The sequence below is a fragment of the Diplocloster hominis genome (genome assembly GCF_032380655.1).
GTDB classification, from domain to species: Bacteria; Bacillota; Clostridia; order Lachnospirales; family Lachnospiraceae; genus Diplocloster; species Diplocloster hominis.
Map to the genome: position 1 here is coordinate 1 of NZ_JAWDIY010000060.1, position 18,031 is coordinate 18,031.

Sequence of the window (18,031 nt, forward strand, 5' to 3'; positions counted from 1 at the left end):
TCCTCATTTTGTATGTATTTGTTTCGCAAAACTATTTTACAACAAAATGAGGAGGCAGGGTGAATTTATTTTTTATTTTATTTTTCCTAGACTTTTTGCTTAAGTTCGCGCCTATGGGGGTCTGTCCCCGGATGTGAGTCTATTTTAGTCAACATCCGGGGACAGGCCCCTTTCTCCACGCAGCTGCCGGAAAGTTTCGCTTTATTACCGAAAGGTGCCAGTCCCCTCCCATCCGCCGCGGCTTAAATTATATTTATTTCCCTGATTCCATTCAATTACCGGTTTGTATTCACGTTATTTTCCGCCGGCTTCTCTCCCAGTGTGACACTGACGGTGCGTTCCACATATTCCCCGTTGTTGGCAGATTGTACTGCCACATCAACAGTTTCGCCTTTTTTATAGTATTCCAGGGTGCTGGAAAGACTTTCCATGGAAGTTACCGGGAGACCGTCGAATTTGGTAATGATGTCGCCTTTGTGGATTCCCGCATTTGATGCGGCGGAGTCATCATATACCTGTACTACAAAGGCACCCTGCGGCATTGCATAACTGTTGGATACCTCATCCGTTACGTTAAGGCCGGATATTCCCAGATATCCCCGCTCGCTTTCATCCACTATGGATCTGGTTTCACGGTTCATCAGAGTATCGATGATGTCGGATACGTTGCTGATGGGGATCGCGTAACCCATGCCTTCTATTTTGTCACTGGCCAGTTTCATTACATTGATGCCGATTACCTGGCCCTTGGTATTCAAAAGGGCACCGCCGCTGTTGCCGGGGTTAATGGCCGCATCCGTCTGGATCAATGTACTGTTATAGCCTTCTACCTGTCTGTCCAGGGCGCTGATGACGCCGGTGGTTACAGACTGGCCGTAGCCCAGAGCATTGCCGATAGCAATGGCGGCTTCCCCTACTTTCAGCGCATTGGAATCACCCAGGGCGGCTGTCTTGATACCGGACTTCGTCTCATCACTGATCGAATCCAGTTTCACTGCTACTACTGCCAGATCCGCGTTGGGGTCCGCTCCTTTTACATAGGCTTCATATACGGAGTTATCCGCGAATGCTACGCTAAGTTCCTGGGAATCAGCGATTACGTGGTTGTTGGTTACGATTAATAACTCGTCATCGTTTTGACCTATGATAATGCCGGAACCAGAACTCTGGGTCGTATACTGCTGGGTTCCGAAGAAGGTCTGCACCTCCTGTACCCCTGCGTTTGTGATGGATACTACAGAAGGCATTACGGCTTCTACCACATCGGATACATCGTTGACTACAACATTGGAGGAACCGTCATTGGTATTCACTGCCGGTATCAGTTCCTTCTGTTCTTCCTGTTGTTTTTCATCGGGCTGTGGTGTGGCGTTGGCTTCCTGTTTTTGAGAAGTATCTCTCAAGCCGCCGGCATAAAATCCTATTCCGCCAACCAGTACGATTACCAGCAGGCTGGCAACGACTTTTGCCGCTTTCCTTCCTCCGCCTTTTCTCTTCTTTTCCGGTTTCTTCTTCGGGGAATCCCCGGAGATGTGATAGGAAGTATAGGCGCTGTTTTGATACCCTGTATAACTATTCGCCTCCTGCTGGCCGTAAGCCCCGCTTCCCTGATGTTCATTGTTCGCCGTATTATTCATATCAGAACCGGTTGTGGGATATCCATTATAACCGTTATTTCCATATTCTTCACTCATACTAAAATCTCCTTCCTTAGTTATATTATCTTTTCGATTTCCTATAGTGTAACAAGGAATTGTGTTTAAAATGTGATTAAAACTTTAAAAATTTGTGCAGTTCATAATTTTATGAAAAAGCCCGAACTGTCAGAGGAGAAATAAAGGGCTGCCGGGAAATAAATCCGTCATACCAGATATGAAACATGATTGCAAGTTTCGCATCAACATCTGGTATGCAAATTATATTTCCCGACAGCCCCTTGTCTGTCCAAGGTTTCCGAAGTGCTGCATTACAAACTACTTAACTGTTTTTGCTTTTTCAGCTACTTCCATAATATATTTCATGACATCATCCTTCAATTCCGGTCGATCCAAAGCAAAGTCAATGGTAGCTTTGATAAAGCCGAACTTGTCGCCCACATCATACCGGATTCCTTCAAAATCATAGGCATACACGGCCTGGATGTCCATGAGACGCTTTATGGCATCGGTCAGCTGGATCTCCCCGCCCGCACCGGCTTCCTGGTTCTCCAGCAGTTCAAAGATTTCAGGTGTCAGCACATAGCGTCCCAGAACCGCCATTTGGCTGGGCGCCTCTTCTTTCTTCGGTTTTTCCACCATATCGGTCAGCTTGCACAGGCGGCCTCTTTGTTTGTGGGAGGGATCCGGGGCAACGATACCATACTTGCTTACCTGATCCTCGGCAACGGTCTGGACTCCGACCACGGATGCTCCGATCTTATAATAGCTGTCGATCAGCTGTCCCAGAGCTGGTGTCCCGCCTTTATTTACCACCACATCATCACCCAGAAGTATCGCAAACGGCTCATCACCGATAAAGGAACGGGCGCACATGATGGCGTGCCCCAGGCCCCGCGGTTCCTTCTGCCGCACATAATAGATATCCGCAAGGTTCGCGATATCATTGATCATTTTGACCTCAGCTTTTTTCCCGGAGGCAGCCAGACGATCCTCCAGCTCATAAGATTTGTCAAAATGATTCTCCATACAGTGCTTATTGGAGTTGGTAATGATCAGGATCTCTTCAATTCCGCTGGCTACGGCTTCTTCAATGATATACTGAACGGTCGGAATATCCACGATGGGAAGCATCTCCTTAGGGAGCGCCTTGGTAGCCGGCAAAAATCTGGTTCCCAGTCCCGCCGCCGGGATCACTGCCTTTTTAACCCTTTTGTTCTTCATCTGCATCTTCCTTCTCCTCTACGATTTTTTTCTTCTCCCGATATTTTTTCATCCACTCCCTGGCATATTCCTGTCTTTCCTCCGGCAGCATCTCCGAATATTTCAGAAATTCCAGTTCCGTGATGAGCATCGGTGTTTCGTCGCAATAGTAGCATACCACTTTCTTCCTTCTGGAACCTACTTTTATTGCTTCACATTTTGGACAGATATATACTCTAATCATTCGTATTCTACTCCATCTTTTCGTTCAACCTTACTCTACCGTAACGGACTTTGCCAGATTTCTGGGTTTATCAACGTCGCAGCCTTTTCCGATCGCCACATAATATCCGAACAGCTGCAATGGAATGATCGCCAGGGAATTGGTAAAATACCGGTTTGTTTTCGGTATATAAATCACATAATCTGCCGTCTTTTCCACTTCATGATTTCCCACATTTGTAACGGCAAGTACAAAGGCACCCCGGGTACGGACTTCTTCCATATTACTGATCATTTTTTTATAAAGGCTTTCCTGCGTCAGTACAGCCGCCACCAAAGTACCCTCCTCGATCAGCGATATGGTTCCATGCTTTAACTCACCGGCCGCATAAGCTTCCGAGTGGATATAGGATATCTCCTTTAATTTCAGGGAACCCTCCATGGAAATCGCGTAATCAATTCCTCTTCCGATAAAGAATACATCACGGGCTGCAATATAGCGGTTCGCAAAATGCTGGATTTTTTCTTTATTATTCAGAAGCATCTCGATCTGATCCGGCAGCTGCTTCAGATCCTGTATCATTTCTTCTAACTCTTCGTCGGAAACAGTTGCACGCGCCTGGGCGAACTTCAGTGCCAGGAGATACTGGGCGATCAACTGCGTGCTGTAGGCCTTGGTCGTAGCCACCGCGATCTCAGGACCAGCCCAGGTATACATCACATGATCGGCCTCCCGCGCGATAGAGCTGCCCACTACATTGACAATTCCCAATACCGGTACCCCATGTGCTTTGGCTTCCCGCAGCGCTGCCAGGGAATCCGCGGTCTCGCCGGACTGGCTTACAATAATCACCAGCGTATCAGGCTCAAAGATCGGATCCCTGTACCGGAACTCGCTGGCCAGATCCACTTCCACCGGGATGCGCGCCAGCCCTTCAAATACATATTTATTCGTCATACCGCTGTGAAAAGCCGAGCCACAGGCAATAATATAGATCTTACGAATCGCCCGGATCTCCTCGTCCGACATGCCCAACTCCTCGATCACGATCCGGTTCCCTTTGATTCTGGGACTTAAGGTATCACCCACCGCTTTCGGCTGCTCATACATCTCTTTTAACATGAAATGCTCATATCCGCCTTTTTCCGCAGCGCTGACATCCCAGGCTATGGTCTGGAATTCCTTGGTGATCTCCTCCTCATCCACATTGTAAAAATGCATCTCATTCCCGGTCAGCTTAACGATCTCTTCATTTTCTATGAAGCAGACCTCCCGGGTGTATTTCAGGACAGCCGGCACGTCAGAGGCGATCAAATTACCGTTTTGGGCTTTTCCGACGATCAGAGGGCTGTCTTTTCGTACCGCATACATTTCACCGGGATGTTTCTCAAAGAGAATTCCCAGCGCGTAAGATCCTTCCACCCGATGCATCACCTTAATGATCGTGGAGACAGGATCTCCGGTATAATAATAGTCCAGAAGATGCGCCAGCACTTCCGTGTCCGTCTCGGACTGGAATACATAGCCTTTGCCCTCCAGCTTTCTGCGCAGTTTCAGATAATTCTCAATGATTCCGTTGTGCACAACCACGATGGACCGGTCCTTATTGCAATGGGGATGGGCATTGGTATCACTGGGCGCCCCATGGGTAGCCCATCTGGTATGTCCGATGCCGATAAAACCAGGGAGTTCCTTCCCGTCATGGGTCAGCTCGCTCAATACCTTCAGTCTCCCGGCCGCTTTTGCCATATTGATCTTCTCTCCGTCGAAAACCGCGATACCGGCCGAATCATATCCCCGGTATTCCAATTTTGCCAGACCATCCAGCAGGATCGGAGCCGCCTGCTCATCTCCGGTGTAACCAACTATTCCGCACATAGTTTCCTTCCTCCTCTAAAGCCGATTTTCCATAATACCTCTAACGATTCTTAGTATATCTATTCCTGTAAAAACCCCTGCATACCTTTCTCAATCTTCATCATTTCCAGTATGCTTTATTCATAGTAAACAGATGAATGATACATTTCGGCAGTTTCTCATACTTTCTCCCGAACCGGTATCCCATAAATTTGAAACCGCTTTGCACAATCAGATACACGATCAGCCACGGTTTGTGAATGCGCCACAGGTGCCCGGCAGTCTGTTTGACCAAACGAATCCCTTCTGATTCGGAACGCACCCCCGCGAAGATCTCAGGATGCTGCTGCTGTGACACAGCCAGATCAAAATTCCTCTTAAACTGAGTCAGACAACCATAGTTGTGGGAATGTACCACAAGCGCCCGGGAAGCATAGCCGATCGCATAACCGGACCGGATCAGCGTACCTGCATATATCATATCTTCGTTAAATATCGTTTTCTTCACAAAACCGCCCAGCTGAAAATAAGTGCTCCTGCGGTATGCGGCACACACATTGGAACAAAAAAATGTCTTGATGCCCAGCTCATCCAGATCTGCAATCGTCTTTTTCCGGTCCTCTTCCGGATAATTAAACTGCCTGGTATATTTCTCTATCTCACTGCAGTGTTCATCCGGAAGCTGCCTTGCGTAAGCGGCCGCCACCTGCTCATCCGAAAACGGCTCTGTCAGCCGTTCCAGCAGATATTCATCGGCCGGCACCGCATCTTGAGTCATAAATATCATAATATCCGCGTCAGACCTGTGAGCGGCCAGATTCCTGGTCCCTCCGTGATCAAAATCCTTTTTCGGGACATGATATACCTGAACCCCGTCTATGCCCTCGCACAATCCGGGATCCCACCATGACTCTTCCGTATTCACAATAATAATCTGGGAAATTGAGATACTCTGCCTGCCGAGCATAAACAGCAATCTTCGAAATTTTTCATCCGGCTTATAAGTCGGTATTATTACATCTACTTTCATAGTGATAATTCTAGCAAACTTCTCCCTTTTTGTCCACTTGATTTGTTAAATCTGCGAAACCGATAAAAGGGAGCCTGTATGGCCCCCTTTGGTCGTTTGGTTCACTTTATTAACGATGGATTCACGCTTCTATTCTTCTGCTCCCGCTTCACTCTGTCCGGAACCGGAACTCTTGGTCGGTGTTTTACCTGTTTTCTTTATCAGGTAATCATTGATGTTCTGTACCTCTTTGGAGGGTGTGTAATTCTCCCCGTCAAACAGGAATTCATGCAGGGTTTTATCGTTTTCAGTCAAACCATTCGCAAACACCACGGACATTTTGCCTACCGGACCGGTACTGTGATCGCTGGGGAACCCTGCGGTATCACCGATACTGTAAGCGGTGGCATCCCCTGCCATGGCGATGATTTCCGAATAGGTCAAACTGGTCTTGATCATAGGAAATACATGGTCAACAATTTTAGAGAGTGTTCCGATGCTGGCTTTTTTCGCTTTTTCCGCCACCAGAGTCAAAACCAGACGCTGGCGTTCCGTACGTTTGAAGTCATCGCCCGCGGTATAACGGATTCTGGCATATGAAGTTGCCTGTACGCCGTCCAGAGTCTGGAGGCCGGGGGATGTTATTTTATTAGTTTTTACTCCGGTTTCTTCGGATACGCTCACCGTGTAGTTGTTCAGATGGATAATCTCATCTTCCTGAATGTCAATGTCGATACCGCCCAGGTCATCGATCACAGCTACCAGGGCCGCCCAATCGATGGTCACATAATCCTCGATCTGTAAATCCAGATTCAGATTCAGCATATCAACCGCCTGTTTTGGTCCGCCTGTATAATACGCCTGATTCGCTTTGTGATAAGTATCTTTACCATCCGCCTGATTCAAATAGGTGTCACGGTATACGGATACCAGTTTTACTTCTTTTGTTTTGTTGTTAATACTGGCCACCATGATCGTATCACTGTGGCTGCCCTTGTCCAGGTTACCGCTTTCCCGGGAATCCAGACCAAACAGAGCGATGTTGGTATAGCCATCCAGGGTTTCCTGTACCTCATCGGTCACTTCGTTTTTCTGGGTATCCTCGCCTTTAAAATCTTTGTCCTGCTGTATTTTATCCAGCTTGGATACCACAAACAGAACGGCCAGCAAAATAAGTAAAACTAATATTTCTATTACAAGGAGGATCCTCCTCCGTCTTCTTCGTGCCTTTTTGCTTCCCTTGCGTTTTGGTGATGCTTTTGTATTCTTTGCCATTATTCAGTAACCATTCCTTCCCTGCGCGGCTCAATACGCATTTTTGTTTACAAATCCCCTGAATATTGTAAGAAACAGTATTTTAATATCCAGGCCCACTGTCCAGTTTTCTATATAATATAAATCATATTCGATTCGTTTTCGAATCGAAGTGTTACCTCGATAACCATGGATCTGCGCCCATCCGGTCATTCCCGGCCTAACCTGGTGCTTGACCATGTAACGGGGAATCTCTTCCCGGAATTTTTCCACAAAAAACGGCCGTTCCGGCCGGGGACCGACCAGACTCATATCACCTTTTAATACATTAAATAGCTGCGGCAGCTCATCGATACTGAGTTTTCGGATCACCCGGCCCACCTTAGTCACCCGGGGATCGTTCTGCACTGTCCAGCAGCCTTTTTCTTCATTAGGCTTTTGCACTTCCATGGAACGGAATTTATACATGTGAAAATTTTTATTGTGAAGGCCGACCCTCTCCTGGGTAAAAACAAGAGGCCCCGGGGAAGTCACCTTGATAGCGATAATAGTAAACAGCATGACCGGTGAAAATACGATAATGGCCAGTATGGAACCAGCCAGATCCATGGCCCTTTTCACCATCATATTAAACGTGTTCGTAAGAGGCACGTGGCGGATATTGACCACCGGAAGCCCGAGAAGGTCTTCCGTATAGGGTTTGGTCGGAATAATATTATTATAATCCGGTATAAATTTCGTATGCACACCGGACTTTTCACACAGACCCACGATCCTCTCCAGTTTGGAATATTCATCCAGCCCCAGAGTGATGGCGATCTCGTCCAATTTATTTTCAGGAAGAATCACTAACAGATTATCGATTCTTCCGATTACTTTCACACCTTTGTACATGGTGCCGCGTTCCACATTGTCATCCAGAATACCCCGGACTACATAGCCCCACTGGGGATTGGATTTGATGCGGTCGATATATTCCTCTGCTGCCCGGCTGTATCCCACCAGCAGAATATGTCGGAGATTAAATCCTTTTTTGCGGATCTTACGCAGGCCTACCCGGATCAGGTTCCGGACCACCGACTCCACCACGATGTTGATAAAATAAAACGTGATAATGACGGACCGTGCGAAATCCATCTGCTTGTTGAAATACAGAATCATGACAAGCAGAAAAAGACCGATCGTATTGGCCTTCACAATATTGCCAAACTCCAGCCGCCGGCCCTGTACCCGTTTCGACGTATACAGATTAAACGCAAAATACAGCAGCAAATATCCCGGTACCAATACTAAAAGAACCGCAAAATACTGGCTCGGCGGCAGGTATTCTCCGGGATGTCCGAAAAGCATAAGGCCGAGCGCCGTTTTAAAGCGGATAAACCACGTCAGTGAATAGCAACCGGCCACAACCAACGCATCGACCAATACATGTAATCTATTGAAATACTTCTGATTATCCTTAATCAATGGTTATCACCCATTCTCAAAAGGCAGTATTTTCCTTCTGCCAACTTGCCGTAACTCATATAATACAATAATTTTCCCAAAAGGGCAAGTATTAAAACATTTTCATTGCAGGAATTCATTTCTGCGCAAGGTCTTTTTTATATACTTCCATCAAATCCTCACTGATCTTCATCACTTCCGCGGAAGGAGTATAGCTCTCACCTTCAAACAAATATTCATGCAGCTGTTTGTCATTCTGCGCCAGATTATCCACCAGTACACAGGACATTTTACCCACATAGGCATCCGGGTTCTTTTCAAAAGGAAAACCTGTGGTATCCGCAATGCTGTAAGCGCCCGCGTCTTTGGCCATACCGATGATTTCATCCTTATCCAGACTTGTCTTGATCATTGGAAACACTTTATTTACAATGGACAAAATAGTGGACAGGTTTGCGGACTGGGCTTTTTCCGCGATCTTGGATATCAATAACCGCTGCCGCTGCGTCCGCTTAAAATCACTTCCGGCGGTATAGCGGACTCTGACATAGGCGGAGGCCTGTACACCATCCAGTGTCTGCAGGCCAGGCTCCAGTATCTCCTGGGTACGCTTCCCTGTCACATCTGAAACATCGATGATATAATTATTCATATGGAAGATTTCATCCTCCTCCACATTGATCTCCACACCGCCCAGAGCATCCACCACCGCTACGATCGCATCGTATTGGATCGCCACGTAGTCTTCGATATCCAGATCCAGATTCTTGTTCAGCATGTCCACCGCCTGCTTTGCGCCGCCCTTGAAATAGGCGTTGTTGGCTTTGTGGTATTTGCTGCTGTCCTTGGCATCCGCCTGGTTCAGATAGGTATCCCGGTAAACGGAAACCAGTTTCACCTGTTTCGTCTGGTTGTTAATGCTCGCTACGATAATCGAGTCGCTGTGGGTTCCCTTGTCCTTATTTCCCTTGCCGTCTTCATCGTCCAGGCCGAATATGGCGATATTCGTATAGCCTTCCATAACCTCCTGGACTTCTACGGGCACCTGATTGATCTGTACCTCGTTGGATTTGAAATCTTTGTCTTTTTGAAGTTTATCCAGTTTGGAATTCACGTACAGGACGCCGGCCAGCAGTACCAGTGTTATGCCGGCGACCACCGTTAAGGCTGTCCGGTATTTGTGGAATTTTTTGTGGAATTTGCCGTTGTTGCCTGTTTTATATTTTGTTTTATAATTCGTTATATTTTCCGTCTTATGTGTTCTGTTTCCGCTGTTTATGATCTTATGATTATCATCTGAAGTGTAATCCTGTTTCATACGTTTTTTGTGATTTTTACCGTCTTCTGGGTTCGTTTGAAAATCGGACATGTTCCTATAGTTCTCCTTTGTACCTTTATTTGCTGCTTTTCAAAGGGCAGTTACGATGTCAATCTTCTGACAATATTTACCCACAGTTCTATCTGGATTTTAACATAGTTCGGGATATTTTTCCAATAAAATCGCACTTTTTGCCCCTTCAGGCACATAGAAAGCCCATTTTTTATGCCGATCAGATATTCTTTCCCCATTTTTTTTGAGGTAAAAAATGCTGTTTTCACCAGATAGCCCAGAATTAAAAGCGGCAGATTCAGCAGCAGCTGGAGTAACGGCATATTCTTATAAGCCAGATAAACACTATTTCTGGCGGCATAGCGCACCTTGAATTCATTATACCTGGAACCGGTTGTCGCGCTGCCTATATGATATACAACCGCGTTTGGCTGGTACTGGTTGCGAAAGCCCATGATCCGTGCCCGATAGCCGATATCCACGTCCTCCAGATAGGCGAAATGGGCTTCGTCAAAGAGTCCTACCCTTTCGAACAGGTCTCTTCTGTATATCGCTGCTCCGGCGCAGGCAGCAAAGATACTTTGGGGCCGGTTGAATTTGTCTGCAGGTTTTCCTTTTCCTCTCGCAAAAGCCCAGCCAAGTGCGCAGTACAGATTTCCGGCGTCGTCAATGATGTCCCGATGGTGGAAGCAGAGCATTTTAGCCGCGCAGGAAAAGATGTCCGGGGACTGTTCCATTGTCTTCAGCAGTACAGCCGCAAAATCCGGCGCGGCTTCCGTATCGTTGTTAAGCAGGATCACATAGTCTGTGTCTGACGCCTGGATTCCTTCATTCACCGCACGGCAGAAACCGTAGTTGTCATCCAGTTCGATGAGTCGCGTCTGTGGATAGTTGTCCTGTATAAAATTTTGGCTGCCGTCTGTGGAGCCGTTGTCGACAACAATTACGTCCATATCCGGTAAGGTTTGATGGTAAACGGCACGCAGGCAGGTATCCAGATAGGTTTTTCCGTTGTAGTTTGGTATCACAATCGATACTTTTTTCATGTTAGTTCCTCGCTTTTCTACCTGCTTCGGCTTATGCATGTTTCTTTCTGCTACGTTTCTTCTTGTCATGTTTCGTTCTGCTGTCTTTCATTTTCATACATGCATAGGGCGTGAAGATCACGAGATATCCGGCAGATCTGATTTTCTCACACAGAAGGTTGACATCCTTCTGTGTCTTCAAGTCCTGAGGACTGATTCCCAGCTGATCTAAAAGTTCCATTTTTACGGCAAAACAATCACAGGAAACGGAGTCGGCGCATCGCTGTAAGTCAGCACGGTGCATGTAGCCGGAATAGTGCTTTTTCAGGCCGTTGTATTCAGGTTCATAAGTTCCGTCTGCCATACGCCGCAGACCGGCCTGTTTGATGCGGCCATTTGGGTACAATGTCTTGCCTCCGGCAATTCCTACATCCGGCCGCATACAGTTTGATATGAGCTCCTGTTTTACCTCTTTTAAAATCAACGGCGGATTTGCTGTATTTTCACTTATGTGAAGGAAGCAATTATCAGAGGCGTGTGTGGAGGGGAGCCGGTATTGCACTCGATAAAATCCCAGATGCGGTGTATGAGATACACTTGCCTGTACATTGCTTCTATTTAAATGGCTTTCCAGGGCTCTTTTTCCTGCTTCATAGGCATAGAGCTTACTCTGAGGATTTGCCGCTGTAGACGCAGCGTGGGAGCGCCAGTGATAGAGAATTCTCGGTATATGATGGATATGCCGTGCCAATTCGGCACATCGGAAAATAAAATCATAATCCTGGGCACCGTCATAATCAGACTGGAAATAACCAGCCCGGACAGCCAGCTCCCTTTTTACCGCAAGAAAATGACAGATATAATTGTTTGTACGCAATAGTTCCGGGTTGTAATCCGGTTTGTAATGCGGATTGAAGTATGTCCGAAGATCGGCGGTAACTTTATCTTCATCGGAATACAACATATCTGTGGCCGGATTAGACTCCACAGCAGAGGCCATTTCATATAAGGCATCCGGTGTCAGTATGTCGTCATGATCCAGTAAGGCTACGTAGGCACCGGTTGCCATCTCGAATGCGGCATTGGTGTTTCCTGCAATACCGTTGTTTTCCTGAAGATGCCGGTAATGGATTCTTAGGTCCTGGTATTCAGACAATATGGATGCTACGCTGTCATCCGGACTGCCGTCAGCAATGCACAGTTCCAGGTGCGGATACGTCTGATTCAGTACGGATTCTACCATCTGCCGCAGGAATGTGGGGTCGGTACAGTAGGTGGGGACTATGATACTGAATGTAATAGGGTTAATAAAAATATGGCGGCGCTGAACCTCCAGTTGGGATTCTGTCGGCAGATGACCTGCCAGCCAACTGGAATAGCTGCGTTCAGCGGACTGCTGCGATAATTGTTCTGATACTTTGGCTATAGCTGCGGCTATACCGTTTCGTTGGAAGTAGTGCCAGGTTTTTTTTATATTTTGGATCATTGGGATTGTTCCTCTTGATTTTGGTTGCTTTTCATTATATAGACTTTTAATCGTTCATGGTCTTACAAAATTAATGATTGATCGTATCTTTTGAATGGTCTTCAATGAATATTTTTCTGGAGATAAAGTTATAGACCATGACGATACCTGTAGCTATAATTTTGGCAATCATATAGTAAATGGAAAGCAGATCCACCTGAACATACATAAGCAATTGGTTCAGGCCCAGACCTATGACACTTAAGATTACGAATATGATAAACTCTTTTGTCTTATTGGCATCCTTTTTGAGCTGAAATACCATGGTAATACTTAATATATAATTTACGACAACCGATATGGTGAAGGATATACCGCTGGATATTAAATAGTTGATGCCAACCAACTCAGTCAGGGCGATCATGATTACGTAATCAATTACGAAAGCGATGACGCCGACGATTCCAAAGCGGACTAATTGGGCAAATAACTTTTTCATTGTGAAGCTCCTCTTTCTTTTACTGAATGCACAGACATCAAATCATGACCTTTCCGGCAAGCGGTTCAGAATGAGCTCATAAAGTTGTCTATGCATTTTTCCCATAACGTGCAAAACAATCCCACAAACCCAGAGCAGCATTCCCATAATCGCGGCAACGCCTGATACAATCAGCGTAGGGAACCGTCTCACCAACCCGGTTTCAAAATATTCTATTAAAACAGGGAAAAATAATAACGCTGCCATTGTAACCAAAAATACAGATAAAATGGAAAAAAAGAGCAGCGGTCTATAATCCCGAAACAAGGTAACAATCGTTTTTAACACTCTCACTCCGTCCCCTAATGTATTCAGCTTGGAATGACTCCCCGCAGGGCGGTCGCGATAAGCTACAGGGATCTCAGTTATCAGGAAATTTTTGTCCAACGCATGAATCGTCATCTCGGTTTCAATTTCAAATCCCCGGGAAAGCACTGGAAAATTCTTAACAAACAATCTGCTGAACGCCCGATAACCTGTCATGATATCACGGATATCACTGCGAAAAAGTCCGTTGATCAGGAAACGGACCATTCGATTTCCCATATTATGAAACCGCCTTTTATTTTCCGAAAAATAGGTAGAAGACAGGCGGTCCCCGATCACCATATCGACACCCTCTTCCAATACCAGTCGCACCATTTCACGTGCACGATCAGCAGGATAGGTATCATCTCCGTCAATCATCAGATAAGCATCCGCGTCAATCTGACGGAACATACTTCGGATCACATTTCCTTTCCCCTGCCGTCCCTCATAGCGGACAATCGCACCCGCTTGTGCCGCAATCTTGTCAGTTTGATCTGTGGAATTATTGTCATATACATAGATATCCGCTTCCGGCAGCACCCTGCGGTAATCTTCCACCACTTTTTTAATTGTGATGCTTTCGTTATAACACGGAATCAATACCGCTATCTTACTCATGTAATTCCCTCTTTGCAGTATCATAAGGTTTTCGCCTTAGTTTATCCTTTAACAATTGGTAAAAAGTGTAAATTGCAAGAATTTCAACCACCTGTATCATCGGAATTGCACCTGCCATATAAAATACCCGGGCAGATGTGTCACTTCCCATCCAAGCTGTGAACCAGGCGATACCCACAGCCAACGCCAGAATACATATAAGACATCCAGTCAGGATAAACCATACCGGCACCAGGCTGCCATCCTTCTTTCTCAGCCGGTTCAGCATGGATATTGTCAGCGTTATAGCCCCAATGCCTGCAATGATCAGCAACAAATGAGCAGTGGCCTGATACCCCTGAATCACTTTATTTGACAACCAGATAATTCCTTTTGTTTTTTCAACCAGTGGATCGTTATCCCGGTATACAACCAGTGACCCTGTCGTTGCTTCCAAAAAACGCATCTGTTCATGGAAAGTTCCCTCCGGGTCCTCATCCGTTGGCATTTTAGCTCCCATAGCCTCATAATCGAGTACGACATCCAGACCGGCTAATGTCCTTTTGACAAGTTCCGGAATATCCTTTGGCAACAGGCCTTTTCCCAAAGCAGACACGTAAAATGCCTGTTTCTTCTGCAACCTTCCGTCCTCAAAAGCGGCACCTATCTCCCTCGCTGCTCTTGCAAAGAATTCATCAGCCGTTTTAGCCTGCTCGTAACAGCCTTTGATATCAGCCGCCTCACGCAGAGCCCAGAAGATCAAATCTCCCTGGATCTCCCCGTCGACGCCCCAGACCACATCATATTCATAATTCATTTCTTCCCGCAGTTCATTTAGAGTGGGACTGACCTCCATAACTTTGTTAAGCATCTCTCTGGAAATCCAGACATCCTCCCGTTCATTATCCCCATCTACTTTCAGAAGATTCGAAATAAATTCCGCGAATCCCCCCTGTGTCCGGTCACTGACAGTATAAATACCATAATGCTCATAATTCATAAAGGAAATAAAACTCTTAACGCCATAAAGACAGAAAAACGGAAGACTCAAAATGACCAGCTTCAACAGCAGCTTCCTCCACTGTCCTCGATAGCGTATCAAGAGGCAGATACCGGTGATCAGAACAGCACCTGCAATAAATGGCATGAGCCAGACCGAATCCTCTCTTATATACCAAAAGAAAGATATACTAAGTCCTGCCCCAAGCGCCCATGCAATAAGCGTTCTGTTTTTTTCATATCTGCTCTGATAAAGCCCGATGATACATCCGATTACCAGAAGCACCGCAGGAGGCACCACCGCCATCCTGTAAATCCGCTGTACATAAGTAAAATGAAACATAGCCGGTGAATACAGCAAAAAAACATAAATTATAGCTCTGGCCCTGAAACCAGGAACAAGCTTCTCAATAGCCCGCAAAAATATAATTATTGAAAATATATACAGCAGTATCAATCCCAGCGGATAGGGAATAGCAAGCATTTGGCACAACGCCAGAAAAATCGAGAACGAAATACCCTTCACCAGCGTGGTATTCGTATAAGGACCCAACCACTGAAAATTTGCCAGGCTGTCCGCATATTTGGCCAAAAGATAATCATCATATTGTGAGTTACCAACTGCATAAAGAGGCATCCGAAGCATCAGCGCAATTCGGACCAATGTCAAAACGATAAGAACTGCAAACATTATTCTGCGTTGACGGTTATATTTTAATTTTTCATCCATATCAGGGATCTGCCTTTATAATTCTTTATTATAATGCGCCACTGAATCTATCTATCAAATTTCAGTGAATAATCTGAAGCATCTTTTAGTCCAATTTCAGTGAGTAATCCGAGTAATCCAGGCTGAAATTCCTATTATAATAAGGATCTCCTGCTTCCAGCTCCTTCTTCCACCGCTCCCGGAAACGGGCAGTTTCTTCATTGTATCGCTCGGCTTTGGCCTTATCGTCCTCCAAGCCTCGGGATTTGGATTCATAGTGATATAGTTCGGCAAATGGAGTGAATACATTCAGGTAGCCTTTTTTGCGTATTTTCAAACAAAAATCCACATCATTTAACGCTACCGCAAAAGATTCATCCAGCCCACCCACTTCAGCATAAATCTGTCTGCTTACCATAAGACAAGCTCCGGTTACTGCAGTCACATTCTGCGCATAGCATAACCTGCCCATATATCCAAGATTTTCCTTGGGCTCTTTGTAATGAGTATGACCGGCCGCACGGTGGGCACCCAGACCGATTACGATCCCGGCGTGCTGAATCGTATTATCGGAGTAGTATAATTTACATCCAACCGCTCCCACATCAGGCCGCTGCGCATACATCAGCATTTCTTCCAACCACTCCCTGGTAATCACCTTCACGTCATTATTTAAGAACAGCAAATATTCTCCATTGGCAAAAGTTGCGCCAAAATTATTGATTGCTGAATAGTTAAAGCTTCCTTCATAAGTAACAACTCGGATCTGGGGATGCTTTTTTATCACCTCATAATAATCGAAAATCTCTGTTTCTGTGCTGTTATTTTCAATCACAATGATTTCAAATTTTTGATAACTCGATTTGCTGAGGATTGAATCAATACAACGTGATAAATCATCCTTATGATTTTTGTTGGGTATCAGAATCGAAATCAATGGTTCGGCTGTGAGTTTATATTTCAGTCTGAAAATCGTCGGAAATGCCCGGGTACTCTCGATCTTCGCTTCCAATCCGCATTGCTCAAGGTGATCCTGAACAGCCCGTTTGGCCGCATCGATCGCATAGGTCTTTGCATTGATGTCTGAAGCGACTGAGTTCTTATGCGACCGCCAGTAGTACAGGATTTTAGGGATATGCTGCACATTTTTGGCTGAGGTCGTCAGGCGCAGGATCAAGTCATGGTCCTGGCTTCCGTCGTAGGCGCTACGGAATAACCCGGTCTTGTCCAATAATTTGACGTCAAAAACAGAGAAATGGCAAATATAATTATTTGCCCTCAGTGTGTCAATGGAATAATCCGGCTTGAAATGGAGTACGATCATATTGTTTATGTTCTTTCCCTCGAAGGTCGCCTCATCCGTATAGACATAATCAGCATTTTTTTCACAGATAACTTTTACAGCCTCATATAAGACGGAGGGATGCAGGATGTCATCATGATCAAAAAGCCCGATAAAATTGCCGGTGGCCATTTCCAGACAGACATTGGTATTCCCGGAAATCCCCAGATTCTCCGTGATTTTTTTGTACTTGATACGTGCGTCCTTCTGATACCGGTGACAGATCTCTCCCACATAGGTGTGTTGATCATCACTGCCGTCCGCGAGACATAACTCCCAGTTCTGATAAGTCTGCCAGAGTACCGAATCAATCATTTCCCGTAGAAAATTCTCAGGAGTGTTATAAAGAGGTACCAAAATGCTGATCTTGATATCCCTGGAAAACTTTTCATCCCGCTGTCTTTGAGCTTCTTCCTCGCTTGGGAAGCTTTTGGTTCCGTGCAGTCGGGATGCCGCTTTTTTTTCACGCATCTTGCTCCGGATCTTACGCAGAACCCCACGCACATTACCGTAACGGCGTAGCCGGTCCCGGGTACGCTCGTATACATGTAACGCTCCGCGGAAGGGTTTTGATAGTTTCCATACAAAACTGTTCTTTATTCGGTCTAGATGGAATTGTAACTCTTCTATTTCTTTTTCGGATTCTTCCAACTGAGTTTCTAAGTCTTCCACTTTCTTTTGTTCGGACTCACTGAGAGATTTGTAATATAACAGGAGATCCTCCTGAGACTGGGATTGGTTCATGGCTTATACCTTTCTATACCTTTTGGAGCGGCTGTGCCGCGACCCCGCCCGAAGGGCATGTATTAAGGGGTACTGCAAAGTATACATTTTCTAACGTTTTTCGCTGCGTCAGTAATTTACCGACTGCTTATAGTGTGTATAGTTTAGCATACTTTATGATTGCTTGCAAATAATCCTGAAACAACTATTCTTATAACATTTCATTTCATGAAAAAGTGTCTTCGACACTTCAACCCCCTAGCCCCCATTCATGGGGGAATTAGGGGTTTCTTTTTGTGTCGGTTTCCTGCATAATAGTCTTATGAGTATATTACAAGATATTTTTA

Annotated in this window: 14 protein-coding genes; all 14 read right to left on the reverse strand. The window is 45.7% G+C overall.

Features of this window, described 5'->3' with window-relative positions:
* Window positions 1-275 precede the first annotated feature (275 nt).
* The 14 genes from ABC831_RS25490 to ABC831_RS25555 all read right to left on the reverse strand — a co-directional run bounded on the left by ABC831_RS25490 (window position 276) and on the right by ABC831_RS25555 (window position 17,432).
* Window positions 276-1,694: a S1C family serine protease gene (locus ABC831_RS25490; protein WP_343250892.1), complete on the reverse strand. Its 1,419-nt coding sequence runs from the start codon at window positions 1,692-1,694 to the stop codon at window positions 276-278.
* A 279-nt stretch (window positions 1,695-1,973) separates the two neighbouring features.
* On the reverse strand, window positions 1,974-2,879 hold the full coding sequence (galU, locus tag ABC831_RS25495; RefSeq protein ID WP_343250893.1) for a UTP--glucose-1-phosphate uridylyltransferase GalU: 906 nt from the start codon (window positions 2,877-2,879) through the stop codon (window positions 1,974-1,976).
* A complete protein-coding gene (locus ABC831_RS25500; RefSeq protein WP_343250894.1) occupies window positions 2,860-3,102 on the reverse strand; it encodes a DNA-directed RNA polymerase subunit M in 243 nt (80 codons plus the stop codon). The genes galU and ABC831_RS25500 overlap by 20 nt, the downstream gene beginning before the upstream one ends.
* A gap of 30 nt (window positions 3,103-3,132) precedes the next feature.
* Window positions 3,133-4,959, reverse strand: coding sequence for a glutamine--fructose-6-phosphate transaminase (isomerizing) (gene glmS / locus ABC831_RS25505; RefSeq protein WP_343250895.1), 1,827 nt, complete (start codon window positions 4,957-4,959; stop codon window positions 3,133-3,135).
* 100 nt (window positions 4,960-5,059) lie between these two features.
* On the reverse strand, window positions 5,060-5,968 hold the full coding sequence (locus ABC831_RS25510) for a glycosyltransferase family 2 protein (RefSeq protein ID WP_343250896.1): 909 nt from the start codon (window positions 5,966-5,968) through the stop codon (window positions 5,060-5,062).
* 129 nt (window positions 5,969-6,097) lie between these two features.
* The gene (locus tag ABC831_RS25515; protein WP_343250897.1) at window positions 6,098-7,222 is read right to left on the reverse strand and encodes an LCP family protein; all 1,125 of its coding nucleotides are present in this window, start codon (window positions 7,220-7,222) and stop codon (window positions 6,098-6,100) included.
* A 30-nt stretch (window positions 7,223-7,252) separates the two neighbouring features.
* On the reverse strand, window positions 7,253-8,668 hold the full coding sequence (locus ABC831_RS25520; protein ID WP_343250898.1) for an undecaprenyl-phosphate glucose phosphotransferase: 1,416 nt from the start codon (window positions 8,666-8,668) through the stop codon (window positions 7,253-7,255).
* A gap of 115 nt (window positions 8,669-8,783) precedes the next feature.
* Window positions 8,784-10,016, reverse strand: coding sequence for an LCP family protein (locus tag ABC831_RS25525; protein WP_343250899.1), 1,233 nt, complete (start codon window positions 10,014-10,016; stop codon window positions 8,784-8,786).
* Window positions 10,017-10,066: 50 nt separating this feature from the next.
* Window positions 10,067-11,023, reverse strand: coding sequence for a glycosyltransferase family 2 protein (locus tag ABC831_RS25530; protein ID WP_343250900.1), 957 nt, complete (start codon window positions 11,021-11,023; stop codon window positions 10,067-10,069).
* Window positions 11,024-11,054: 31 nt separating this feature from the next.
* A complete protein-coding gene (locus tag ABC831_RS25535; RefSeq protein WP_343250901.1) occupies window positions 11,055-12,488 on the reverse strand; it encodes a glycosyltransferase family 2 protein in 1,434 nt (477 codons plus the stop codon).
* A gap of 70 nt (window positions 12,489-12,558) precedes the next feature.
* Complete coding sequence (locus tag ABC831_RS25540; RefSeq protein WP_343250902.1) at window positions 12,559-12,966, reverse strand: GtrA family protein; 408 nt, start codon at window positions 12,964-12,966, stop codon at window positions 12,559-12,561.
* A gap of 42 nt (window positions 12,967-13,008) precedes the next feature.
* On the reverse strand, window positions 13,009-13,932 hold the full coding sequence (locus ABC831_RS25545) for a glycosyltransferase family 2 protein (protein ID WP_343250903.1): 924 nt from the start codon (window positions 13,930-13,932) through the stop codon (window positions 13,009-13,011).
* Complete coding sequence (locus ABC831_RS25550; protein WP_343250904.1) at window positions 13,925-15,601, reverse strand: hypothetical protein; 1,677 nt, start codon at window positions 15,599-15,601, stop codon at window positions 13,925-13,927. Before ABC831_RS25550 ends, ABC831_RS25545 begins: the two co-directional genes overlap by 8 nt.
* A gap of 124 nt (window positions 15,602-15,725) precedes the next feature.
* A complete protein-coding gene (locus ABC831_RS25555) occupies window positions 15,726-17,432 on the reverse strand; it encodes a glycosyltransferase family 2 protein (protein WP_343250905.1) in 1,707 nt (568 codons plus the stop codon).
* Window positions 17,433-18,031: the final 599 nt, after the last annotated feature.